This is a genomic window from Mesorhizobium sp. M7A.F.Ce.TU.012.03.2.1 (genome assembly GCF_004006095.1).
Taxonomy (GTDB): domain Bacteria; phylum Pseudomonadota; class Alphaproteobacteria; order Rhizobiales; family Rhizobiaceae; genus Mesorhizobium.
In genome coordinates, this window is record NZ_CP034779.1 from 3599955 (window position 1) to 3623205 (window position 23251).

At 63.8% G+C, this 23251-nt stretch carries 24 protein-coding genes and 1 tRNA gene; 13 read left to right on the forward strand and 12 right to left on the reverse strand.

From position 1 onward, the window contains the following. Positions 1 to 106: 106 nt before the first annotated feature. Both EJ079_RS17490 and EJ079_RS17495 read right to left on the reverse strand, forming a co-directional pair. Positions 107 to 622, reverse strand: coding sequence for a TIGR00645 family protein (locus EJ079_RS17490; protein ID WP_127809627.1), 516 nt, complete (start codon positions 620 to 622; stop codon positions 107 to 109). A gap of 305 nt (positions 623 to 927) precedes the next feature. Continuing rightward, positions 928 to 2985 carry an OmpA family protein gene (locus tag EJ079_RS17495; protein ID WP_127809628.1) on the reverse strand — a complete coding sequence of 686 codons (2058 nt, stop codon included), beginning with the start codon at positions 2983 to 2985 and terminating at the stop codon, positions 928 to 930. A gap of 197 nt (positions 2986 to 3182) precedes the next feature. On the opposite strand from EJ079_RS17495, the gene EJ079_RS17500 reads away from it, so the two are divergent. Together EJ079_RS17500 and EJ079_RS17505 are read left to right on the forward strand one after the other, a co-directional pair. Beyond that, complete coding sequence (locus tag EJ079_RS17500; protein WP_127809629.1) at positions 3183 to 3629, forward strand: YcgN family cysteine cluster protein; 447 nt, start codon at positions 3183 to 3185, stop codon at positions 3627 to 3629. A gap of 251 nt (positions 3630 to 3880) precedes the next feature. Next, positions 3881 to 4237 (forward strand): hypothetical protein, encoded by a 357-nt coding sequence (locus tag EJ079_RS17505; RefSeq protein WP_127269289.1) that lies wholly within the window; start codon positions 3881 to 3883, stop codon positions 4235 to 4237. Between the two features lie 213 nt (positions 4238 to 4450). Here the strand turns inward: EJ079_RS17505 and EJ079_RS17510 are convergent, their stop codons facing one another. Further along, positions 4451 to 5161: an SIMPL domain-containing protein gene (locus tag EJ079_RS17510; RefSeq protein WP_127809630.1), complete on the reverse strand. Its 711-nt coding sequence runs from the start codon at positions 5159 to 5161 to the stop codon at positions 4451 to 4453. Positions 5162 to 5297: 136 nt separating this feature from the next. Here EJ079_RS17510 and EJ079_RS17515 point away from each other — a divergent pair. Next, positions 5298 to 5373, forward strand: a tRNA-Ile gene (locus EJ079_RS17515). A gap of 228 nt (positions 5374 to 5601) precedes the next feature. Here EJ079_RS17515 and EJ079_RS17520 read toward each other — a convergent pair. The 7 genes from EJ079_RS17520 to EJ079_RS17550 all read right to left on the reverse strand — a co-directional run bounded on the left by EJ079_RS17520 (position 5602) and on the right by EJ079_RS17550 (position 12722). Further along, a complete protein-coding gene (locus EJ079_RS17520; protein WP_127809631.1) occupies positions 5602 to 6978 on the reverse strand; it encodes an MmgE/PrpD family protein in 1377 nt (458 codons plus the stop codon). A 25-nt stretch (positions 6979 to 7003) separates the two neighbouring features. Further along, positions 7004 to 7816 (reverse strand): CoA ester lyase, encoded by an 813-nt coding sequence (locus tag EJ079_RS17525; protein WP_127809632.1) that lies wholly within the window; start codon positions 7814 to 7816, stop codon positions 7004 to 7006. Then, positions 7810 to 8652, reverse strand: coding sequence for a MaoC family dehydratase N-terminal domain-containing protein (locus tag EJ079_RS17530; RefSeq protein ID WP_127809633.1), 843 nt, complete (start codon positions 8650 to 8652; stop codon positions 7810 to 7812). Before EJ079_RS17530 ends, EJ079_RS17525 begins: the two co-directional genes overlap by 7 nt. A 10-nt stretch (positions 8653 to 8662) precedes the next feature. Further along, positions 8663 to 9790 carry a CaiB/BaiF CoA-transferase family protein gene (locus EJ079_RS17535; RefSeq protein WP_127809634.1) on the reverse strand — a complete coding sequence of 376 codons (1128 nt, stop codon included), beginning with the start codon at positions 9788 to 9790 and terminating at the stop codon, positions 8663 to 8665. After that, positions 9783 to 10523: an NAD(P)H-dependent oxidoreductase gene (locus EJ079_RS17540; protein WP_127318279.1), complete on the reverse strand. Its 741-nt coding sequence runs from the start codon at positions 10521 to 10523 to the stop codon at positions 9783 to 9785. The genes EJ079_RS17535 and EJ079_RS17540 overlap by 8 nt, the downstream gene beginning before the upstream one ends. Before the next feature lie 9 nt (positions 10524 to 10532). Continuing rightward, entirely contained in the window at positions 10533 to 11681 is a 1149-nt protein-coding gene (locus EJ079_RS17545) for an acyl-CoA dehydrogenase family protein (RefSeq protein ID WP_127809635.1), read from the reverse strand. 105 nt (positions 11682 to 11786) lie between these two features. After that, a complete protein-coding gene (locus EJ079_RS17550) occupies positions 11787 to 12722 on the reverse strand; it encodes a LysR substrate-binding domain-containing protein (RefSeq protein WP_127267891.1) in 936 nt (311 codons plus the stop codon). A gap of 161 nt (positions 12723 to 12883) precedes the next feature. On the opposite strand from EJ079_RS17550, the gene EJ079_RS17555 reads away from it, so the two are divergent. From EJ079_RS17555 to EJ079_RS17575, 5 genes are all read left to right on the forward strand, one after another. Continuing rightward, on the forward strand, positions 12884 to 13396 hold the full coding sequence (locus EJ079_RS17555) for a thiamine pyrophosphate-binding protein (RefSeq protein ID WP_164748823.1): 513 nt from the start codon (positions 12884 to 12886) through the stop codon (positions 13394 to 13396). Between the two features lie 5 nt (positions 13397 to 13401). Beyond that, on the forward strand, positions 13402 to 13989 hold the full coding sequence (locus EJ079_RS17560) for a thiamine pyrophosphate-dependent enzyme (protein WP_127269711.1): 588 nt from the start codon (positions 13402 to 13404) through the stop codon (positions 13987 to 13989). A gap of 8 nt (positions 13990 to 13997) precedes the next feature. Then, positions 13998 to 15476 (forward strand): aldehyde dehydrogenase, encoded by a 1479-nt coding sequence (locus tag EJ079_RS17565; protein ID WP_127809636.1) that lies wholly within the window; start codon positions 13998 to 14000, stop codon positions 15474 to 15476. 94 nt (positions 15477 to 15570) lie between these two features. Further along, positions 15571 to 16350, forward strand: a complete 780-nt coding sequence (locus tag EJ079_RS17570) for an SDR family oxidoreductase (RefSeq protein WP_024503240.1) — start codon at positions 15571 to 15573, stop codon at positions 16348 to 16350. Between the two features lie 5 nt (positions 16351 to 16355). Next, positions 16356 to 16820: a VOC family protein gene (locus EJ079_RS17575; RefSeq protein WP_245463670.1), complete on the forward strand. Its 465-nt coding sequence runs from the start codon at positions 16356 to 16358 to the stop codon at positions 16818 to 16820. 46 nt (positions 16821 to 16866) lie between these two features. Here the strand turns inward: EJ079_RS17575 and EJ079_RS17580 are convergent, their stop codons facing one another. Next, the gene (locus EJ079_RS17580) at positions 16867 to 17520 is read right to left on the reverse strand and encodes a GntR family transcriptional regulator (RefSeq protein ID WP_023809526.1); all 654 of its coding nucleotides are present in this window, start codon (positions 17518 to 17520) and stop codon (positions 16867 to 16869) included. 106 nt (positions 17521 to 17626) lie between these two features. After that, a complete protein-coding gene (locus EJ079_RS17585; protein WP_127809637.1) occupies positions 17627 to 18805 on the reverse strand; it encodes an FAD-binding oxidoreductase in 1179 nt (392 codons plus the stop codon). Positions 18806 to 19009: 204 nt separating this feature from the next. Here EJ079_RS17585 and EJ079_RS17590 point away from each other — a divergent pair, with 204 nt between their 5' ends. From EJ079_RS17590 to EJ079_RS17610, 5 genes are read left to right on the forward strand one after another with little or no spacing between them, the layout of a single operon-like run. Further along, positions 19010 to 20212: a pyridoxal phosphate-dependent aminotransferase gene (locus tag EJ079_RS17590; protein WP_127269418.1), complete on the forward strand. Its 1203-nt coding sequence runs from the start codon at positions 19010 to 19012 to the stop codon at positions 20210 to 20212. Positions 20213 to 20220: 8 nt separating this feature from the next. Continuing rightward, the gene (locus EJ079_RS17595; RefSeq protein ID WP_127809638.1) at positions 20221 to 20676 is read left to right on the forward strand and encodes an acetyl-CoA carboxylase biotin carboxyl carrier protein subunit; all 456 of its coding nucleotides are present in this window, start codon (positions 20221 to 20223) and stop codon (positions 20674 to 20676) included. A gap of 4 nt (positions 20677 to 20680) precedes the next feature. Continuing rightward, positions 20681 to 22054 (forward strand): acetyl-CoA carboxylase biotin carboxylase subunit, encoded by a 1374-nt coding sequence (gene accC / locus EJ079_RS17600; RefSeq protein WP_127809639.1) that lies wholly within the window; start codon positions 20681 to 20683, stop codon positions 22052 to 22054. After that, the gene (locus EJ079_RS17605; protein WP_127809640.1) at positions 22044 to 22433 is read left to right on the forward strand and encodes a biotin/lipoyl-containing protein; all 390 of its coding nucleotides are present in this window, start codon (positions 22044 to 22046) and stop codon (positions 22431 to 22433) included. The genes accC and EJ079_RS17605 overlap by 11 nt, the downstream gene beginning before the upstream one ends. A 36-nt stretch (positions 22434 to 22469) precedes the next feature. Then, the gene (locus tag EJ079_RS17610) at positions 22470 to 23243 is read left to right on the forward strand and encodes a 5-oxoprolinase subunit PxpA (RefSeq protein ID WP_127809641.1); all 774 of its coding nucleotides are present in this window, start codon (positions 22470 to 22472) and stop codon (positions 23241 to 23243) included. Positions 23244 to 23251 lie beyond the last annotated feature (8 nt).

Sequence of the window (23251 nt, forward strand, 5' to 3'; positions counted from 1 at the left end):
CGTCGAGCTAAGCCATCCGCCGTGGCTGAGCCACGGCAAAGCCTTGCTCACAAAGCGATAGGGCGCCAACCCTGCCGGAGTGATTCAAGGTCCGGCAGGCGCTTGCTTACGCCTCATCCTTCTTGCCTTTGCCGAGGCCCATCAGCCGGTCGATATAGGCGAGCATGAGGGCCGAGACGACGAAGGCGAGATGGATGATGGTCAGCCACATCAACTGCTCGGTCGTGTAGGTCGACGAGTTCAAAAACACCTGCAAAAGGTGGATGGACGAGATGGCGACGATGGTCGAGGCAACCTTGACCTTCAGCGAGCCGACATCGATGGTGCCCAGCCAGTGCACGCCACCCTCCTGGTCGTCGAAGCGGCTGACGAAGTTCTCGTAGCCCGAGATGATGACCATCACCACGAGCGAGGCAACCAGTGCGGCATCGATCAGGCCGAGCATCTTGAGGATAGTGTCGGTGTCACCGAGCGTGAACGCCAGGGTAATGAACTCATAAAGCTTCTTGCCGAATGACAGCGCATAGACGGCCAATGCTAGGGCCAGGCCGATATAGAAAACGACGAGCAACCAGCGTGAAGCGAGAATGATCGATTCGATGGCGAGTTCGAGACGCTTCATGGGATGATTCCGGCTGGTTATCTCTCAGACAATGGCCGTATTCGGCCACGCCGCCACCGTTTGCAAGACAAAAAACCCCGCCGAACAAGGTCCGGCGGGGTTCAATGCGTCCCGCTGGAGCCGGGACGGGGCAGGGAACGCCCAGCACCGAATCTGGGGTGGCTGGGCTCGCGATTCAATGAGCCGTGTCTAATGCCCGTACAATTCTTGTTGAACCCGTCACATCCATCCATCCCCGGCGGTGCCGGGGATGGATGCTTCTCGTGCCGATTCCACAAACCGGGTCATGGGTTTGAAATCATGACCTAATTGTTGCTGGCCACAGGTGCCACCAGCGAGGTGATGCGGCGAATGCCGACGCGCCGGTTCTCGCGGTTCGGCGCCGACGTATTGACCTTCAGATACTCCTCGCCATAGCCCTGTGTCGTCAGGTTCTCCGGCGGGATGCCGAAGGCGTTGGTCAAGGCCTCGGCCACCGATTCTGCGCGGCGATCGGAAAGAGCCAGGTTAGCCTCCGGTGTGCCGACGGCGTCGGTGTGACCTTCGATCAGGAAGGTCTCGGCCGGGTTCTTCTTCAACAGCTTCTCCATTGCGGTGGCGACGCCCTCGAGCTTCTGCACTTCGGTGTCGGAGATCGAGGCCGAGCCGAATTCGAAGTTGAGCGTGTCGAGATCCACGCGCCGTGCGATGTCGCGCACGCGTGCCGAACGTTTGACCTCGTCGATCGAGTAGAGGCGCTGGACCTTCTCCACCGGTGGCTGTTCGAGGAAGGTGTAGTAGTCGTCCGGATCTTCGACATCCTCGGAGTCCAGAATGTACTCCTCGCGCGGGATTGTCAGCCGCATCGGCGGCAGATCATCGCCGGGATCGCGCCAGTCGCTGTCGTCCTCATAGTGCCGCTCATCGACATAGCTCAGCACATATTCGCGTCCATCCGGCGCAATGCGCGAACGCTGGATAACGTCGCCATAGCGGTTGCGGATGGTGACGATCTGAACACCGTTGTCACGCTCGACGATTTCCCGGGTGCGGTCGCCCGACAGATCCTCATAGTAGACGTTCCTGGCGCCGCGGGTCATGCGCGGGGCGTCATTGCTCTCGACGAATGTCTGGTTGTTGAACTGCAGGATGACGCGGTCGCCGAGTTCCCTGACGACGTCGACGCCTTTCGGACGCCGGCGGTCACGGACGTTCTCATCGGGCGCACGCTCTACGCGCGTGCCCTTTTCCTCGGTCACCGGCGCGATCTTCTCGGGCTTGATCTCCTGTTGTGCGGCCCTGTCGTCGGTGGGCGGCGGACCTTGGTCGATGGGAGCAGCCACCGGCTTACGGCCTTGATCGCCACCTTGCTGGGCATTTTGCCCGCCATTCTGCTGCTCGCCATCCTGGGGGACGATCTTGTCGCCCTGCTTGCGGCCGCCTCTGCGTTCGGCGTCCTTCTGGCTGTCCAGGATGGGAGCGGCGTTTGGATCGGCCGGTGCTTCGCCTTGCACCGGGTTTTCGCCCTGTGCCGGTGCTGCCGTCTGACCATTGGCCGGTTGTTCGCCGGTGGCTGGCTGTTCGGCTGTGGCCGGCTGCTCGCCAACAGGTTTCCTGACACGCTTCTTCGTCGTGTCCTGGGGCTGCTCGCCCTGGGCCGCGGGCTGTTCGCCGGCAGGGGCCGTCGCCTCTCCAGCGGGAGCCTCTTTCGGTGCCGGGGCGACTTCAGGTTGGGCCTGCTGGTCCTGCCTGTTCTTCTTGCGCGGCTTGGCCTGCTCGCCGGGCTGATTGTCGTTGGCCGGTTCCGCCTGGTTGGCCGGCGCCTGCTCGGTTTGCTGCTGCTGGTCGCGCTTCTTCCTGCGCGGCTGCTGTTCTTCGGCTGGCGCGGCCTGTTCGGCCGGCGCCTGTTCGGTCTGTTGCTGCTGGTCGCGCTTTTTCCTGCGCGGCTGCTGTTCCTCGGCTGGCGCGGCCTGTTCGGCCGGCGCCTGTTCGGTTTGCTGCTGCTGGTCGCGCTTCTTCCTGCGCGGCTGCTGTTCCTCGGCCGGAGCGGCCTGTTCGGCCGGCGCCTGCTCAGCCTGCTGCTGCTGGTCGCGCTTCTTCCGGCGTGGCTGCTGCTCCTCGGCCGGCTGTTCGCTCTGGGCAGGCGCGGCCTGCTGTTCAGGCTCGGCCTTCTTGCGCTCGCGCTTCTGTTCGGGTTCCGCCTGCTGCTGTTGTGCGCAGGCTTCGCCTTCGGCGCATGCTGCTTGCGCCAGGATGAATGGGGCTGCCGTGCGCTGGGCAAGGCCGGACGCGACACTTCCCTGAAGCGGGAACGCGCCCAACGGCGCGGATGCCATAAGCAGGCCGAGTGCCGTGCCTGCCAGAATCCGTGGTTGGCGTTTCATCGAAATTCTCCTTGTGGGGTCCCATCCTTGCGGAAACCGATCTTGTGCCGATTGGTTCCAGTCTGGCACGGATAGAGGCCGTACGGGGCGATTGACCGACCTTTTGAAGGCAACTTCATGTCATTCACCTGGCGATAGCCGCAATTGCGACCATTGCCGCGCTTGACCTTGCCCGCGGCTGGGGCCACATCCCGGAAATGGAAACGCCATTCTGGAAAACCAAGGCGCTGGAGGCGATGAGCCCGGCCGAGTGGGAATCGCTGTGCGACGGCTGCGGTAAATGCTGCCTTTCGAAGCTTGAGGACGAGGACACCGGCGAGATATACTGGACCAGCGTCGGCTGTCGGCTGTTCGATGCCGAGACCTGCCGCTGTTCGGACTACGTCAACCGGCTGGCGCGCGTTCCCGACTGCGTCGGGCTGACGCCACAGAATGTGCGAACCATCAGCTGGCTGCCCAGCACCTGCGCCTATCGGCTGGTGGCCGAGGGCCGCGACCTCTACTGGTGGCACCGGCTGGTGTCGGGCAGCGCCGAGACCGTGCATGAAGCCGGCATCTCGATGCGCGGCCGGGTCAAGGCGAGCGAAACCGATTTTGCCGAGCCGGAAGACTATTTTGACTATGTACTGGACGAGGAGCCGTAGGACCAGCGGCGGTGAGCAAGAGCCTCGCGTTTGAAGACATTCGGCCAATCCGCGGGGTCGGAACCGGGCGCCGAGTCAGGCGTTCTGGCCTTCACCGAGGGCTGGGGACGATGGCGAATGGCGGGAACTTTCCTTTTCCCGCCATATGAACCGGAGATGAACGGCAGGTTCGTAAAGAGTTCAGACAGGCAAGCGCATTCTCCCCTCATCGGTTCACAAGGGGCGAAGGCCCGCAAAAAGGAGAGAAGACGATGTTCAACACGATCAAGACGGCAGCCCTTTCGGCCCTGGTCGGTCTCGGCACGCTGGCGGCCGTTCCCGCTCACGCCGACAGCCTCTATCTCGGCTTCGGCAACAACAACGACCCGCGTTTTGGCGTCTATACCGGTGACGACGGTTATCGCCATCGCCGTGACGAGCGCCGTGGCAACTGGCGCCGTGGCTGCTCGCCGGACCGCGCCCTCGACAAGGCCGAACGCATGGGCCTCCACCGCGTCCGGATCGTCGACGTCAGCCGTCGTACGGTGAAAGTGGCGGGCCGCCAGGATGGCGACCGCGTCGTCGTCGTGTTCGCCAATGAGCGCGGCTGCCCGGTCATCTATCGCTAAGCTTGGGTTTGGCGGACCCTAGAGGCTGATCTTCTGCGAAGATCAGCCGGGAGACGCGATCTTCTGCGAAGATTGGTCTGGACTAGCCGAGCCCCTTTCCGTTTGAAGGGTGTGGCTCGAAAAAACCCGCGGGAGCAATCCCGCGGGTTTTTCATGCACGCCATTGGTTGATGATTGCCGTGGCCAGGCTCAGCCACGGATCGTCAGAGCCGCTTATTTCAGTTCGAAGGTGACGGTGACCTGCACATTGTAGGCGTTCTCACCGGCCTGTACCGGAGCCGCGCCGGCCGCGGCATCGAAGGCTTTGGCATTGATCGGCATCGGCGCCGGCCTGATGTTCTGGTCTGTGATCTCGAGCACCCGGCCCAGGCTGACGCCGGCGGCTTCGGCCAGCGTCTTGGCCTTGGCCATGGCGTCGGCGACCGCCTTCTTGCGCGCCTCGGTGACCGTGGCTGCCGGGTTGTCATTGGTGAAGGCAATGCCGCCGCCCTGATTGACGCCCAGCGACACCGCCTTGTCGAGGACCTCGCCTGTCTTGTCGACGTCGCGCACCCGCACCGAAAGCGTGTTGGTCACCTGGTAGGCGACGAGTTCGGCTTCCTGACTGCCGTCCGGCTTGTTGGTGTAGTTGTAGCGCGGGTTGATCTGGATGCCAGCGGTCTGCAGATCGCGGTCCTTGATGCCGGCGGACTTCATCGCCGCGATCACGGCGGCCATGGCGTCATTATTGGCATCGAGCGCGGCGCGCGCGGTTTTGGCCTCGCGCATGACGCTCAGCGTCAGGACCGCCAGATCGGGGGCTACGGTTGCTTCGCCTTCGCCCGACACGATGATGCGGGGCGGCGTCGGCAGATCGGCGGCTCCAGCCATCGCCGGAAAAGCGATTGCAGTGGCGAGCGCGAGAGGCAAAAGATGTCTGGTCATGAAAATCTCCTTGGTCTGCGATCAAGTCGCAAGGGGTCGCGTAGAGCGCGATTATGGGTTGATTTGGGCGATCTGCGGAAGCCCGTCGGGGAAAGCCTTGTGCCGCGATGCGAAAAACATTAATCCAGCCCGCGTGGGGCCTGTAGCTCAATGGTTAGAGCCGGCGGCTCATAACCGCTTGGTTGGGGGTTCGAGTCCCTCCGGGCCCACCATTATCGCTATTTATCAATAAGTTATCGTTTTTTATTTGCCTCGGTTAGCCAAAATCAGGTTGGCGAGTCTCCGTCGATCTCGTTGAATTCATTGATTTACGATGGGCTCCCGAGGACTGCCGATCAAACTGCTTTACAACATAGGGCGGCGCGAAAGGAATCGAACTGCCCGCAATGCGCTCGTTCCATCCGTTTCGGGCGGGTGCAGTCCTTCGGCGCGACAGCGGGCTAACTCTCAGCAAATATTTCCGCCGTGCTCCCGGGCTGACCGAGCCTCCAGATGCGGGCTATGCAGCGACGCATCTCGTCAGCGGTGGCGCCGCCTCGGAATTCGGCGAGGCGTATGGCCTTGGCTTCCAGTTCCTGTTTCGAAAGGGTGTTGCCGGGATCTCCCTTGGGCTCGTCGACGCGGGCATTGAATTTGCGGCCGTCAACCGTCGTGACGCTCACCTTGCCGACCCACTGCTTGGGATAAAGGGTGTCGACCTCGGCGTCGCGTTCCATATGCACCTTCGCGCGGAAACGGGCGACGCGGGTGTCGGCAAGTGCATGGTGTTCGAAAGCATCGAGGTCAGCGACGCCGTGAACGGCGATCAGCCCCAAAACCGTGCCCATGGAGAACTTCGCCTGGTGGACGGTTTGCGGAGTGACCACCGCGCCCAGGACATCGATGGCTCCCTGATGGACATGGGTCACCACGCCGGTGATGTCGTCCGGACCGAGCCCTTCGCGGCGCATGAGAGACTGCAGCGCGTCGGCGGCCGGATGAGTGTGCCGGCAGGCTGCGTGCCATTTGAAGGAGGTCTCCTCGGTTGCCCAACGGCTGCCGAGCCCGTCCGTCAGGCGGGCCGGATCGGCGTCGCTGGACATTCCGGCAGCCATTCCTTGCTGGCCTTCGAGGATCCGCGCGGCGCCCTTGAAGCCATCGCGCGCCAGATAGGCAGCGAACAGACCGTTGGCGGCCGCTCGCGCGGTATGGAGTTGCTTGGAATCGGCAGCGTCACGCAGAAATTCCCAGAGACCTGCCGCCTGCGTACCGGCCGAGCCGACAGCATGGTTGAGCCCGGCTGCGTCCAACCCGATCAATCTGCCGACCGCCGCGGCTGCTGCCACTGCGCCAGCCGTGCCGGTGGTGTGGAATATCTCGTAGTGCGAGCGTCCGAGGAATTCTCCCACGCGGATGCCCACTTCATAGCCGGCGATGCAGGCAGTCAGCACTTCGCGGCCGGTCTTCCCCTCAGCCTCCGCAACCGCCAAAACGGCCGGAAAGATCACCGCCGCCGGGTGAAAGACCGAGCCGTTGTGAACGTCGTCCTGTTCCACGACATGGGAGGCCGCCGCATTGACCATCGCTGCGAAGTAGGGGCTTGTGCGCCGCCGCGTCGGGATGATGGTGCTTGGGCCGTCCGCCGGCCCCATGGCACGCGCAAAGCCGTCGATCATCTCGACCTGGTGCGCGCCCTTGCCGGCCAGCGCCGAGCCGAGCCAGTCGATCATCAGTCCTTGCGCGAAATGAACGACGCGCGGCGGGATCTGTTCGAAGTCGAGTTCGGCAATGAAGGCGCAGAGCCTGGCGGTCGGCCAATCGGCGGTGTCCGTGCTCATCGGTTGCTTCTCCTCTGCATGCCCTTCAGACCAAAGCGGCCCGGCGCAGGACCTGCCTTGCACGTTCGACGACCGGTCGATCCACCATCTCGCCTTTCACCAGGCTGACTTCGCCTGATGAGGCCGCGCCAATGATGTCGCGTGCCCATGCGATGTCACTATCGCTCGGGCGAAAGCCATTGCGAATCGGCTCGATCTGCCTCGGATGGATGGCCATCTTGCCGCCAAAACCCATCTTCATGGCGTGGCGGGCGTCATCCTCGGTGATTTCGGGACTGTTCAGGTCGGTCGTTACGCCGTCGATCGGCGCGGCACGGCCAGCCGCGCGCGAGCGCCAGACGATTTCGTTGCAGGCCGCAAGCAAGGTCAGTCGATCATGCGCGCAACCGAGATCGAGCGAGAAGTCGACCGAGCCGAAGGCGACGGCAACGACGTTGGGCATGGCCAATATGTCCGGCAAGTTGGCGAGACCGACGGCGCTCTCGACCAGCGCGATGACGCAAACGCTGCGTGCCATGTGCCTGGCCATATCGGCAATGTCTTCCGGACGTTCGGCCTTGGGCAGCATGACGGAGACGCCGTCGAGGCGCCGCAGGGCGTCGATGTCCGCTTCGTGCCAGGGTGTTCCCGCGGCATTGATGCGGACCACGACCGCGGATTTCAGCGCGGCTGCATGAGCAACGACCGCTTCCCGAGCGCGGTCCTTGTCGCCAGGGGCGACAGCATCCTCGAGGTCTAGAACGACTGCGTCCGCGCCGCTGCTGTCGGCTTTGGCAAACCGCTCAGGACGTGAGCCCGGCACGAATAGCGGCACGACAGGCGTGACGAAGCTCACCATTGCGCCGTGGCTTTCACCGTCACATGGCCGTCGGACGACCGTGCCTCGAGAGCCATGCCGTCCTGGCCTGGGGATGTTGCGCTCAGAAGCAGGCGCTGTGGGCCGCTCGCCGGATGGACGCCGCGGAATGAGAAACGGCGCGGCGACTGACCGACAATGGCGGTGGCGAAGTTCATCAGCAGCGTCGCCTGCAGCGGGCCATGGATGACGAGCCCGGGATAGTGCTCGACCCCCGTGGCATAGGGCGTGTCGTAGTGGATGCGATGCCCGTTGAACGTCAGCGCGGAATATCGAAAGAGCAGCACGGGATCGATGTCGATCGTGCGCTCGTGCGATGCGGCCAGGGGCGAATTGGCCGGCGGGGCAGGGGACGCAGCAGCGGCTTCGGCGCCGCGATAGACGATGATCTGGTCCTCCTCGATGACCGGACCGGAATCGTTGGCGATGTCGTGCCGGACCGTGACGAAGGTGAGCGGGCCGGAGCGGCCCTGCTTCTCCTCGATGGCGGCCAATGTCGAGCGGCGGCGGATGCGGTCGCCAGAGCGGATCGGCGCCATGAAACGCACGTCGCTGGCAGCCCACATGCGACGGGGAAGCGGCACCGGCGGCAGGAAGCCGCCTTTGGCCGGGTGCCCGTCAGGTCCGAGTTCTCGCATGGCGGCAATGTCGGGCGCCAGGCACCAATGCAGTCCGGGCGCGGCTGCGCCGTCGGCAGTTTGCGCCGCGTGGTCCCCAAGCGTGGCGCCAAAGCTGGCCAGCAGGCGCGGGATCACAACATCCTCGACCTCGTGCGTGCGTCCAACCCATTCCTGCAGCATGCTTGTGTCCAGGCTCATGAGGTCCTCGTCAGGCGGCGAATTGGGACCGGATCCGGTCCGTATCGGCGCCAAGCGCGGGGACGCTGGGAACCGTTGCAAATCCCTCCGGCCGCCCTGCAGGCATTGGTACTGCGATGCGCTTGCCGTCCGGCAGTGCCACCTCCGTCCGGCGGAGCGCCTTGTGGTGCGGCAGGTCGCGCATTGCACTCACCCGGCCCCAGGCGATCTGCGCCTCGTCGAGACGGCTTATGGCCTCGTCGCAGTCGATTGCCCCGAAGATCGGTTCGATCTCGGCGTCGAGCGCCGTGCGGTTGGCAACCCGCCAGGTATTGGTGGCGAAGCGTTCGTCGGCGAACAGATCCTGCCTTTGCAGCACGAGCGTGCAGAAGCGCTTCCATTCATTGTTCTGCTGGATGGACACGACCACGCTGCCATCCCGACAGGCATAAGGTCGATAGGGGTAGATCGAAGCATGCGCCAGGCCATATCTCTGCGTCTCGCGGCCCGCATATTCGTAGTGCAGCAGCGGCACGGTCATCCAGTCGGCCATGGCGTCGAACATGGCAATCTCGACAATGCGGCCGCGCCCGGTCTTCTGGCGCGCCAGCAAGGCTTCGAGGATCGCTGCATGGGCATTCATGCCGGTGGCGATGTCGGCGGCGGAAACCCCGATTTTGCTTGGCGTGTCCGGCGTGCCGGTAACGGCGCAGATGCCGCTTTCGGCCTGCACCAGCATGTCGTAGGCGCGCATGGCCGCGTAGGGCGTGTCCTGCCCGTAGCCGACGATGTTGATGGCTATCAGCCGAGGAAACTCTTTCGCAATTGTATCGGCCGAGAGGCCGAGCCTGTCGATGGCGCCCGGCACGAGATTCTGCACGAGGACGTCGGCGCGCGCGACCATCCGGTGCAGGAGAGCCAGGTCGTGCTCACTCTTCAGGTCGAGCACCGCGCTCTCCTTGCCGCGGTTGAGCCAGACGAAGTAAGCCGACATGCCTTCCACTGCGGAATCGTAATGACGCGCGGTTTCGCCTTCCGGACGCTCGATCTTCACGACGCGCGCGCCGGCATCGGCAAGGCGGACCGTGCAGAGCGGAGCGGCGACGGCCTGCTCGATCGAAACGACAAACAGGCCCTCCAGCGGGCGGGCGTCAGACATTGCGCTGCACTCCCGAGCGCGCCAGCACGCCAGGCTTCAGCCGCTCGTTCTTGCCGTAGTCCTCGGCTGCGTGGAAGAACAGATGCGGCGTGCCATCAATGTCCTCGAGCCTCTTGCGGTAGGCGTCCAGATAGGCCTTGCGGCCATCGTCGCCGACGCGGCCCGGCATGTAGGCGACGAAGGGCGGCAGCACGTCGAAGCCGGAATAGCGCAGCAGACCATTGTGGATCGGCCACAGCACCGTGAGGATGTCGCCGTCGATGCCATCGGGCGCGTAGGTGTCGGCCGACGTGCCCGTGGTGGCGGCCACCATGGCGAGCTTTCCCCTGAACATGCCGGTGTCGTATTTGCGGCCCGGCAGATAGGCGAAACCGCGCGCGAAGACGCGATCGGCCCAGCCCTTGAGCATTGCTGGCATTCCGAACCACCAGACCGGGAACTGGAACAGCACGAAGTCCGCCCGCTTCACCTTTTCGATCTCTGCACTGATATCGGCCGACAGTGCGCCGGCCTCGTAGGCGGCGGTCTGTTCGCGCGGCAGGCTGAAGAAGTCCGGATCGTTACGCTCGCCCGATACGTCGCCCGGCCCTGCGACAGGATTGAAGCCCATCGCATAAAGGTCGCTGACGACTACATCGTGGCCTGCGCGGGTCAAGGTTTCCACGGCCAGATCCTTCATGGCGCCGTTGAAGGATTTTGCTTCCGGGTGTGCATAGACGATGAGGACGTTCACGGACGACTCCTAGTAGGAACGCGGCAGTCCAAGCACGTGCTCGGAAAGGTATGACAGGATGAGGTTGGTCGAGATCGGCGCGACCTGATAGAGACGCGTCTCGCGGAACTTGCGCTCGACATCGTACTCTTCCGCGAAACCGAACCCGCCATAAGTCTGGATGCAGACATTGGCGGCTTCGTTCGAAGCGTCGGCCGCCAGCATCTTGGCCATGTTCGCTTCGGATCCGGGGTTCTTGCCGGCCTCGTAGAGGTTCAGCGCCTCGCGCACCATCAGTTCGGCCGCGCGCATGTTGGCGTAGGCCCTTGCGATCGGAAACTGGATGCCCTGGTTCTGGCCGATCGCCCGGCCAAACACATGCCGCTCCTTTGCGTAGGTGCTTGCCTTTTCGATGAACCATTTCGCGTCGCCGACGCATTCGGCTGATATCAGGATGCGCTCGGCGTTCATGCCCGAGAGGATGTAGCGGAATCCCTTCCCCTCTTCGCCGATCAGGTTTTCGGCGGGTACGCGCAGATCGTCGAAGAAGACCTCGGTGGTGGCATGGTTCATCATGGTGCGGATCGGCCGGATTGTGAGGCCGTTGCCGACGGCTTCGCGCATGTCGACGATGAGGACGGAGAGGCCGTCGGTCTTTTTCATGCCGTCCTTCAGCGGCGTGGTCCGCGCCAGCAGCAGCATCAGATCCGAATGCTCGGCGCGGCTGGTCCAGATCTTCTGGCCCTTGACCACGAAATGATCGCCGTCGAGGCGAGCAGTGGTCTTGAGCGCCCCCGTGTCGGTCCCGCTGGTCGGTTCCGTGACGCCGAATGCCTGCAGGCGCAGTTCTCCCGTGGAGATCTTTGGTAGGTATCGCTGCTTCTGCGCTTCCGAGCCGTGGCGAAGAAGCGTGCCCATCGTGTACATCTGGGCATGGCAGGCGCCGCCATTGCAGCCGGCGCGCTGAATTTCCTCCAGCACGGCAGCGGCGGCCGAAAGCGGCAGGCCCGAGCCACCATATGCCTCCGGGATCAGGATCGAGAGCCAACCGGCCTGCGTCAACGCTGCGACGAAGTCGCCGGGATAGGCCATGTCCCTGTCGAGTGCGCGCCAGTATTCTCCGGGAAAGCGCGTGCACAGCCTGGCGACGGCATCGCGAATGTCCTGATAGGCTTCCATGAGGTTTGTCCGGGTTTTCGTCTTGCTGCGGGCCTCACTATCGCGCCTCCATGCCCTGTCAGCAATGCAGAGCGGACGTGAGCAGATATAACGCAATTCGAATGCTTATGGTGGAGGGCCGAGAAGTTGGCCGACCCAGACGGCCCGCCCGACAAGATCCTTGGCGATGTCCTCTATCGCTTGTCCGGCAAACCGCGCCAGCCGCGAGGCAGGCCGGTCCGCCGGGTAGGCAAGGATCAGGCGGCGCACGGGCACCGGATCGATCAATGGCGCGGCGGTGAGCAGCCCGGCAGTCACGTCGGCATGGATGGGAGCGAGCGGCAGGATCGTCCAGCCATGGCCGTTGCGCACCAGGTCCTTCAGCGCCGAATAGGAGTCCGCTTCGATGCCGACATCGAGCGTGATGCCGGCATCCGTGGCGCAGCGTTCGACGATGATGCGCAGCCCGTGCTTGATGCTGGGCAGCAGCAGGCGCTTGCCGGCGAGCGAGGCGAACGATACGGCGCGCACAGTTGAAAATCCCGCATCCGGCGGTCCGATCAGGAAGAGGTTTTCCAGGAGCAGCGGGCGCGAGCGCAGCGAACGCGCCATGCGCGGGTCATAGAGCACCGCGACGTCCACCTCGCCGCGGTGCATCCAGTCCAGCAGATAGCCGGTGTAGGCGCTGACAAGTCTGAGCTTCGCCTTGGGATGGGCCTTGCCGAAGGCGGCCGCCAGCGGCAGCGAAATAATGTCGGCAACGGTGGGCGGCAGGCCGATGGCCACTTCGCCGGTCAGCGGCGCATCGGCGGGCGTGGCCGTGGCGCGGATCTCGTCGATCTCGGCCATCACGCGCATGGCGTGCGCCAGCACCTCCTTGCCCTGCTCGGACAGCACCATGCCGCGTCCATGGCGCAGGAAAAGGGCAAAGCCCAATTCCTCCTCCAGCATGCGCACCTGCCGGCTGAGCGCCGGCTGCGCAATGTGCAGCCGGTCGGCGGCCTTGCTGAGGCTGCCGAGTTCGGCGACGTGGATGAGGGTGCGTAGCTGCGATAACTCCATGAGCTATCGAATACCATTATATCTGATCACGAGAAAGAGACGAAGATTGCATCGGTCAAGCGCGCTAGTCTAATGCCAGTCCAATATCTCGGAGATGTAAGGTGACGGCGAGCATACAAGCAAAACCTCCGGAAGCAGCAGCGCTTGCCGCCGCTCCGACCGTGTCTGAAAGGCAGTGGCCGGATCAGGTCTATGAGGTGCTCAAGGCTGCCGGCATCAGCCACATGTCCTATGTGCCGGATGCCGGTCATACCACATTGATCCGCCTTTTCAGTGAGGATCCCGAAGTCGTCACCAATGTGCTGACGACGGAGGAGGAGGGCATCGCCATCGCAGCAGGCTCCTGGCTCGGTGGCAAGCGGAGCGTCGTGCTCATGCAATCCTCCGGTGTCGGCAATTGCATCAACATGCTGTCGCTTCCCGTGCAGGCGCGCTTCCCCTTGCTCGTCCTGGTGACGATGCGGGGCGAATGGGCCGAGTTCAACCCGTGGCAGGTGCCGATGGGGCAGGCGACGGAGGCGTCGCTGAAGGCGATAGGGCTCAGGGTGCTGCGCGCCGAAACCGGTCCCGACCTGGTGGAGACGGTGGCGCAGGCAGCCTTGATGGCCTTCGACGCCGACCAGCAGATTGCCGTGCTGATCGGGCAGCGGCTGCTCGGCAAGAAGAAGTGGTGAGCGACATGAATTTACCGACGATGGACCGCCGGGTTGCGGTGAAGAAGCTGCTTGACGCCCGCGACGGAGCCCTGGTCGTGACCGGTCTAGGCTCGCCGAGCTACGACGTGCATGCTGCCGGTGACCGCAACGACAACTATTATCTGTGGGGCGCCATGGGGGGTGCTGCGCTGATCGGCCTCGGGCTTGCCCAAGCCCAACCCGACAAGCGGGTCATGGTGATCACCGGAGATGGCGAACAGCTGATGGCGTTCGGTTCGCTGGCGACGATCTCGGTGGCGCGGCCGAAAAATCTCGACCTGATCGTGCTCGACAATCAGCATTTCGGCGAGACCGGCATGCAGTCCAGCCATACCGGCAAGGGCATTGGTTTCGACAAGGTCGCGGCCGCTTGCGGTTTTTCGAAGACCGCCGAGCTGCGTACGCTGGAGGAGGTCGACATGCTCTGTGGAGAACTTCGGCGCCCGGCCGACGGTCCGCGCCTTTTCGTGCTGAAAATCACCGCCGAGAACCTGCCGCGCTCGCTGCCGCCGCGCGACGCGGTCGAGGTCAAGAACCGCTTTCGCGCCCATCTGGGCTTTGCCACCTGTTGAGGACCGATATGGCGCTGGTCAGTTTCCAGAACACGGTCGGCGGTCGGTTGCAATCGACAGCCGATACATTCGAGAGCCATGATCCGTTCACCGGCAGGCCCTGGGCGCTGATCCCGCGTGGAGGAGCGAGCCAGGTGGACGCCGCCGTGGCGTCCGCGAAGGCAGCATTCCGGTCGAAGGAATGGGCCGGCATCACGCCGACCGCGCGGGGCAAGCTGCTCGTGCGGCTGGCCGATCTGATCGCCGAGAACGCAGATCGTATTGCCGCCATCGAGACGCGCGACAATGGCAAGCTGCTCACCGAAATGACGGCACAGCTGCGCTATATCCCGGAATGGTTCCGCTATTTCGGCGGTCTTGCCGACAAGATCGAAGGGTCGGTGCTGCCGATCGACAAGGCTGGCATGTTCGCTTTCACCCGCCACGAGCCGCTGGGTGTCATTGCAGCGATCGTGCCCTGGAATTCGCCGCTTTTACTCCTGACATGGAAGCTCGCGCCGCTGCTGGCGGCAGGCAACACTGTCGTCATCAAGCCGTCGGAACACGCCTCGGCCTCGACGCTGGAGTTCGTGAAACTGTTTGCGCGGGCAGGCTTCCCGCCCGGCGTGGTCAACACCGTTACCGGCATGCCGCTTGATGTCGGCGCGCCACTCGTCTCTCATCCCGACGTCGCCAAGATCGCCTTCACCGGTGGTGAGCCTGGCGGGATCGCGGTCTATCGGGCGGCTGCCGAACAGCTAAAAGTCGTCACGCTGGAGCTCGGCGGCAAATCGGCCAACATCGTCTTCGACGACGCCGATATCGAGAGCGCGGTCAACGGCGCGATCTCAGGCATCTTCGCGGCCAGCGGCCAGACCTGCATCGCGGGTTCGCGGCTGCTGGTGCATCGCAAAATCCACGACCGGTTCGTGGAAGGCGTCATAACGCTGGCGGCCAGCGCTCGATTGGGCAATCCGGCGCTGCAAGAGACGCAGGTCGGGCCGATCACCACGCAAGCCCAGCGCGAGAAGGTGCTGTCCTATCTCGGCATCGCGCGCCGCGAGGGTGCGCTTTGCGTGCTGGGCGGCGGCAAGCCGGCCTCGGGTGAACTGGCCGAGGGCTGGTTCGTCGAGCCCACCATCTTCACCGGCGTGAACAACACCATGCGGATCGCGCGTGAGGAGGTGTTCGGGCCGATCCTGTCCGTCATCCCCTTTGACGACGAGGACGAGGCCTTCGCCATTGCCAATGACAGCCCCTATGGGCTGGCGGCGGGAATATGGACCAGCGACATGGGCAGGGCGCTGCGCGGCGCGGCCGCGATGGAAGCGGGGATGGTCTGGATCAACTCATACCGTGCCGTCTCCTACATGGCGCCCTTCGGCGGCTACAAGAGGAGCGGTATCGGGCGCGAAAGCGGGCAGGATGCCATCAATTCCTATCTGCAGACCAAGACGGTGTGGATAGACACCGCCGGCAAGACCGCCAATCCCTTCGTTATCCGCTAGGCTAGGCTTCGGTGGGAGAAACCCCATTCCTAGCCAAGCTCGGCCCATGCTCCCTGAGACGGTGGCCGACTTACAAATGATCGAAGGATTGGACATGAGACAGGCAGGCAAGGTGGCGGTTGTCACAGGCGCGGCGCGCGGCATCGGACGCGCTTGCGCGGAACGCTTTTTGGCCGAAGGCGCGAAGCTCGTGCTCGGCGACATCGATGCCGTGGAGTTAAAAAAATGTGCCGCTGAAATCGGTACCACCGACAGCGTCCTGGCGGTCGTCACGGATGTCAGCAAGAAGGACCAGGTCGATGGGCTGATTGCAGCGGCGGTGGCGAAGTTCGGCCGTGTCGACATCATGGTCAACAATGCCGGCATCGCTCCGGTCCAGGACTTTCTCGACATCACAGAGGCGGACTACGACAGGGTTCTCGCCGTCAATCTCAAAGGTGCGTTCATGGGCACCCAGGCCGCAGCCCGCCAGATGATCGCGCAAGGTGGAGGCGGCGTCATCATCAACATGTCGTCGATCAATTCGGGCCTCGCCAACCCACGTGTCGCCACCTACGCGATCTCCAAGGGCGGCATGAACCAGGTCACCAGCACCGCGGCCGTCGCCTTCGCCCCCCACGGCATCCGCGTGGTCGGTGTCGGGCCGGGCACCATCGCCACGGACATGGTCATGGACGGGACATTCATCGACTCGGAAGAAATGCGACGGGCGGTCCTTTCGCGGACACCTCTCGGGCGCCTCGGCACGGCAGCCGAGATCGCCTCGGTCGTGGCATTCCTAGCCAGCGACGACGCTTCCTACATCACCGGCGAGACGATCTACCCCGACGGGGGGCGCCGCGTTCTGAACTATACGGTCCCGATCAAGGAGTGAGAAGAATGGGGAGTGACGACATGGGCAATTTCGACAAGCTGCATCACATCTGCATCGTCGTGCACGATATCGACAAGGCGCAGGCCTATTATGACTCCATCGGCATCGGGCCATGGGAGTCCTATCCGCCGCTGGCCGAATACGAAGAACTCCAGGTCCCAAGCCCCGAGGGTTTCAAGGCGATGCAATACCGGATTTGCAACTTGCCGAACGTTCAGCTGCAGCTGTGCGAGCCGAACGGCGATCCTTCACCGCAGCGGATTCATCTCGACAGCAAGGGTGAAGGCGTCTTCCATATCGGCTTTGAGGTTCGCGATGCGGATGCAGCCGAGGCCAAGGCGCAGGACGACGGGCTTCCCGTGCTGATGCGCGGGCGCCGGGAAAACCGCACCGGCTTCACCTATTACGATACGGCCGACAAGGCGGGCGTGATCCTGCTGACGAGGGCGACCAATCTGCCCGGCAAATGATCTTCGCGCGAAGGATTGGGGCTGGACAAGGAGACGGGGCGACTGATCAGCTGCCCCGCAATTCCTCAAGCCGGTCGACCAGGAATTTGCCGCTGGTGATGATATGCATTTCCAAAAGGCCGACGGCGCGCAGCGTATCTTTGGCTTCGCATAGGTCGATGAGCTGCCAGTGGTCGCGGTCGGACTGGGCCTGGATCTCGGTGAGCGTCACCATCATGCGCGTGTAGCGTTCCAGCTGCTGATAGATGCGCCCGACCAGTTCGATCGTCGCCTTGCGGCCGGACGGCGCGTAGAGCGCGGCGTGGAAGTTCCAGTTGAGCTGGTTCGAATACTCGCCGGTCTTGCCCTGCTCCTGGTGCTGCTTTGCGCGCTCGCGGGCCAGCGCGAGGTCGGCCTCCGTCATCCTTGGAATGGCGAGGGCCAGTAGCCATGTTTCGATCCGGGCCCGCAATTCGTAGAGCTCGAGGATCTCGTCCAGGGAAATGGAGGTGACGACGGCGCCCTTGTGGGAAACCAGCGTGACGAAGCCTTCCGAATGAAGCTGATGCAGCGCCTCTCGCACCGGAATTCGGCTGACGCCGAACTCGGTGGCCAGATGCTCCTGCCGCAACTGAAAGTTGGCCTCGTATTCGCCGATCAGGATCTTCTGCCTGATGGCATCGGCGACCTGGGTCGAGATGGTTTTCTTCTGTACGAGCATGAATCAGCCTGAGGCGGCCGCCGTGTTTGTTGACTGGCGCCGTGTTGATTGAAGAAGTGGACGCATAGCACCGTTGTCACCGCGATGCCATGTCGCCCGTTTCGCTTCAGTAGACATGTTCCTCGATAGGTTGATTGCCAGCGATCCGTTCGTAGCGGAAGGCCGACAGGTCGACAGAGCGGTACTCGCCATAGGCAATGAGATCACTGACGCCCGACCCGGTCGCCGCTGCATGCATCATGCCGTGGCCGCTGAAGCCGGTGGCCAGGACAAAGTTCGAAACCTCGGGATGCCGGCCGATGATACCGCTGTGGTCGAAGGTGTTGTATTCGTAGAGCCCCGCCCAGGCGCGCAACATCCGCAATTGCTCAAACCCGGGCACACGATGGGCGAGCGCCGGCCAGATCAACTCGTCGAACAGGTCGTAATCCACATCCAGTTCAAAATCGTCCGGCTCGTTCTCGCGCACCGGCGGAATACCGCACAGGAAGAGCTGGCCTTCCGGCCGCAGCCAGAAGCCGCTCGTGTCGAAGACGAAGGGGCAGTTTTCGATCCTTGCCGGCGTTTCGAAGACGAAGACGCAGCGCTTGCTCGGGACAACCGGCAGTTCGGCGCCGGCCATCTTGGCGATGCCCGCGCTCCACGGTCCGGCCGCGTTGATCACCGTGCCGGCGGCAAGCCGGTCGCCATTGTCGAGCACCACTTCGCCGACCTTTTGGGGAGACGCCATGGTCAGTCCGGTCACCGTCGCGGCAAGATAGTCCACGCCCTGCGTGCGCGCCTTGCGGCGAAAGGCCTGCATCAGGCCGGGGCCGTCGAACCAGCCTTCGCTGCCAAGGCCGAGCGAGCCAAGGGCGAGATCGTCCGTGTTGAGCCACGGGAAGCGTCGTGCCAGATCAACCTGCTCGATCAGTTCGGCGTCGACGCCCATGCCGCGCTGAACGCGGTTCTTGGCACGCTGCGCGTCTGCCCGCTCGGGTGTCGCCAGCACGAGGTAACCGGGCTCATGCAGGCCGATGTCGGCCAACTCGTCGCCGATGGCAAGCCGCGTCTTTACCTGGCGCAGGAAGTCGATGCTGAACTTCGACATGGCAATGTTGGGCGCCGTGCCGAACTGCTGGCGGATGGCGCTGGTCGACAAGGAAGACGAGGAGGCCGTGTAGTAGGGGTCCCGCTCGATCACCGCAATACTGCCATCGAAATCCGGATTGGCTGACAGGAAATAGGCGATCGAGCTGCCGACAACGCCGCCGCCGACGATCACCACATCATAGTTTGTGCCCATTCCAATCGTGTTCCCTATCTCGAATGTCATACGCGGCGATGAAGGATTGGATACTTTCCTCTATCGACCCACCACGGGAATGAGACATAACCCGGTCTTCGATGCAGAAAAAGGGGTTTGACGCGAAAATCAGAATACATTATCCAATCTTCACCAGATATCACCTGCCCGGCAACGTCGCGGCAGCCATGACGAGGATTTCCCGTGGGCCTCATCGCTCCCCGTCTTGACGTCATCAAGCCAAGCCCCAGCATGGCGGTCACCGCGCGGGCAATCGAAATGCGCTCGGCCGGCATCGACGTCATCAGCCTGAGCGCCGGCGAGCCGGATTTTCCAACGCCTCCGCACATCGTCGAGGCGGCCTACGAGGCGATGCGCAGGGGTGAAACGCGCTATACGGCGGTCGACGGCACCGCCGCGCTGAAGAAGGCGGTGGCCGGGAAATTCAGGCGCGAGAACGGCCTCGACTACAAGCCTTCGCAAATCAGCGTCGCGGGTGGCGCAAAGCAGATCATCTACAACGCCCTGCTGGCAACGCTGGCCCCCGGTGACGAGGTGGTCGTCCCCGCGCCCTATTGGGTTTCCTACACCGACATCGTCCTGCTCGGCGAAGGCAAGCCCGTGGTCGTTCCTTGCACGGAGGCGCAGGGCTTCAAACTGACACCGCAAGCCCTGCGAGCCGCGATCACCGGGCGCACCAAATGGCTGCTGCTCAACACGCCTTCCAATCCGACTGGCGCCGTCTACAGCCCCGACGAACTTGCCGGCCTGGCCGGGGTGTTGCTCGATCACCCGCATGTGCACGTTCTGACCGACGACATCTACGAGCATATCCTGTTCGATGGACGTACCTTCCATACCATCGCCGGCGTCGAGCCGAGGCTGAAGGACCGTACGCTGACAGTGAATGGCGTGTCGAAGGCCTATGCCATGACCGGCTGGCGGATCGGCTATGCCGGCGGGCCGGAACCGCTGATCCGCGCCATGGCCACCGTGCAGAGCCAAAGCACGTCGAACCCGTCATCCATCTCGCAGGCCGCGACCATTGCCGCACTGGAAGGTCCCCAGGACTTTCTTCGCCCTCGGGCGCTCGAATTCCAGGCTCGGCGCGACCGCGCTCTGGAGCTGCTGCGCAAGATTCCCGGCCTTACCTGCCAGACGCCCGAGGGCGCCTTCTATCTCTATCCCAATTGCTCGGCCCTGATCGGCCGTCGTCGCCCCGACGGCACTCCCATCGGCAGCGACGATGATTTCTCGCTTTACCTGCTCGATCAGGCGCGGGTCGCGGTGGTGCAGGGCTCTGCCTACGGGCTGTCGCCGCATTTCCGCATTTCCATAGCCACGTCGATGGATCTGATCGAAAAAGCGATCGGGCGAATCGCCAAGGCTGTCGAAGCGCTGCGATAGGGTCGGCGATGGATCTCGACTTCGTCCAGAAGCTGATCGAATTTGTCTCGCGTTCGCCCATTGCCGAACTGGAGATCGAGCGCAATGGCGTTCGCATCCGCATGTCCAGGCAGATGGCGCCGGCGCAATCCGCGTCGCAAGCGCAATCTGCGTCGCAGTCGGGGCCAGCCGCCGTCCCTGCCGTCTTCACAAATCCGGCTTCGACATCTCCGCCCATCGCACGCTATTCGATCCGCGCGCCGCTGACGGGCGTGTTCTACCGCTCCGGCACCGAAGGTGAACCGCCGCTCGCTTCGGTTGGCGATGTGGTCGTGGAAGGGCAGAAGGTTGGTGTCCTCGAAGCCATGAAGACGTTCAATGTCGTGGAATCCGATCGCGCTGGGCGGATCGTCCAGATCGCGTTCGACGACCATGCCGCGGTGCAGTCCGGCGATGTGCTGTTCGTTCTCGAAGATTTGGGCTGAGGCGATGTTCGACACCGTCCTCATCGCCAATCGTGGTGAAATCGCGCTGCGCATCCTGCGCGCCTGCCGCGACCTCGGATTGAAGACGGTGGCGGCGCACTCGGAAGCGGATGCGAGCCTTCGACATGTCGCGCTGGCGGACAGGGCGATCTGCATCGGACCGGCGGCCGCGACGGAGAGCTATCTCAACATCGCCGAGATCATCGCGGCCGCGCAACTCACCGGCGCGGGCGCGATCCATCCGGGCTACGGCTTCCTCTCGGAAAACGCCGCCTTCGCCGAGGCTGTCGAGAATGCCGGCCTTGCCTTCATCGGGCCGTCGGCGGCGGCGATCCGCACCATGGGCGACAAGGTCTCCGCCAAGCGCACGATGATCGCCGCCGGCGTTCCCTGCGTTGCGGGCTCGGAGGGGGCGCTGCCGCAGGACGAGCAGGCAGTGCGCGCCATTGCCGAGGCCATCGGCTATCCGGTCATCGTCAAGGCAGCGGGCGGCGGCGGCGGGCGCGGCATGCGCATCGTGCGCGAGCAGCACGCCCTGATGGAAGCCGTTTCAATGGCGGTGAAAGAGGCGGACCGGGCCTTCGGCAACCCGCAAGTCTATCTGGAAAAATTCCTCGAGCATCCGCGCCATATCGAGATCCAGATTCTGGCGGACAAGCATGGTAGGGCGGTCTGGCTCGGCGAGCGGGATTGCTCCATGCAGCGCCGCCACCAGAAGATCATCGAGGAGGCGCCGGCGCCCGGCATCGCCCGCGAGGCGGTTGCCGAGATCGGCGAGCTGTGTGCCCAGGCATGCCTGACCATCGGCTATACAGGCGCGGGCACATTCGAATTCCTCTACGAGGACGGGCGCTTCTCTTTCATCGAGATGAACACCCGCGTGCAGGTGGAGCATCCCGTCACGGAACTTGTCACCGGCATCGATATCGTGCGCGAGCAGATCCGCATCGCCCGGGGCGAACCCCTGTCGTTCAGCCAGGAAGACATCCGCATCCAGGGCCACGCCGTCGAATGCCGCATCAACGCTGAAGATTCATACAGCTTTCGCCCGCATCCGGGCCGGGTCGAGCGCTGGACGCCGCCCGGAGGTCCCGGAATCCGCGTCGAATCGCATCTCTACTCCGGCTACACCGTGCCGCCGCACTACGATTCATTGGTGGCCAAGCTGCTGGCGCATGGCGTGACGCGAGCCGAGGCGATCCGGCGCATGAGTGGCGCGCTGGGCGAGATGGAGGCCGTCGGCATCGCCACCAACGCGCCGCTGCACGGCCTCCTGATGGACGAGCCCGGCTTCGCTGCCGGCGGCTTCGATATCCATCATCTCGAACGTCTCATTGAAGGCGGTCTGCTCCAGGGACGAGGCGGCGATGACGGTTGAGGAGATCGAAAGGCTGGCCGCCTGGTGCGCTAGCGCCGGCATCGGCGAGATCGAAGTGTCGGAGGCCGGGTTTTCGTTGCGCTTGCACATGCAATCCGTTGTTGCCTCGACACCCCCGGTCGAAGCCCTGAAGGCCGAAACGGTCTTCAAGGGCGTGCGCGCGCCCGGCGTCGGCGTGTTCCGTCTCGATCACCCAACGACCGGTCGTCCGATCGCCGAACCTGGCCAGACGGTTCGCAAGGGCGAGACGGTCGGCGTCCTGCAGGTCGGCCCATGCCTGAAGGCAATCGTTGCGCCGGCAGACGGTGTGCTGGGTGCAGCGCTGATCGAGGACGGAGCGGTCGTCGGCTACGGGACGCCGCTCTACGAGCTGGTGTGAAGCAAGGCGACGGTTCGAACCACTGAGGAAAGCGCCATGGCGGCCCAAGGATTGCAGGTCGATATCAATTCCGACATGGGCGAGGGTTTTGGAGCCTACAGGCTCGGCGACGATGCGGCGATCCTCGACATCGTCAGTTCAGCCAATGTGGCCTGCGGCTTTCATGCCGGCGACCCCGAGATCATGGCGGCCACGTTCTCGATGGCGCGCGACAAGGGCGTCGCCGTTGGCGCGCATCCGAGCTTTGCCGATCTGTGGGGGTTCGGACGCCGCATCATCCCGCATTCCATGGATGAGATCGAAAGGCTGGTCGCCTACCAGATCGGCGCGGCGCAGGCGCTTTCCGCCTATGCCGGCCACCCGATCCGCTATGTGAAGGCGCATGGCGCGCTGGGCAACCTTACCCAGACCGACCGTGGCGTTGCCGAAGCGGTGACGCGCGCGGTCAAGGCCGTCGATCCCGGCCTGATCTGCCTGTCCATTGCGCTCGGCTTCCAGGACAGGATCGCGCGCGACGCGGGCCTGACGGTCAGGTCCGAAATCTTTGCCGACCGCGCCTATACGGAGGAAGGCTTTCTTGTCTCGCGCAAGCTGGAAGGCGCTGTCATCCACGACGCCGAGAAGGCGGCAGAACGGGTCGTGCGGATGGTCAAGCAAGGCGCCATCGAGACGCTTTCCGGGCAGATGCTGCAGACGCCGATCGATTCGATCTGCGTCCACAGCGACACGCCGGCAGCCGTCGCCATCGCCGCGCGCGTTCGGCGACGGCTGGAGGCGAGCGGCGTCAGGGTCAGAGCGTTCGCGGCCTGAGCACGGCC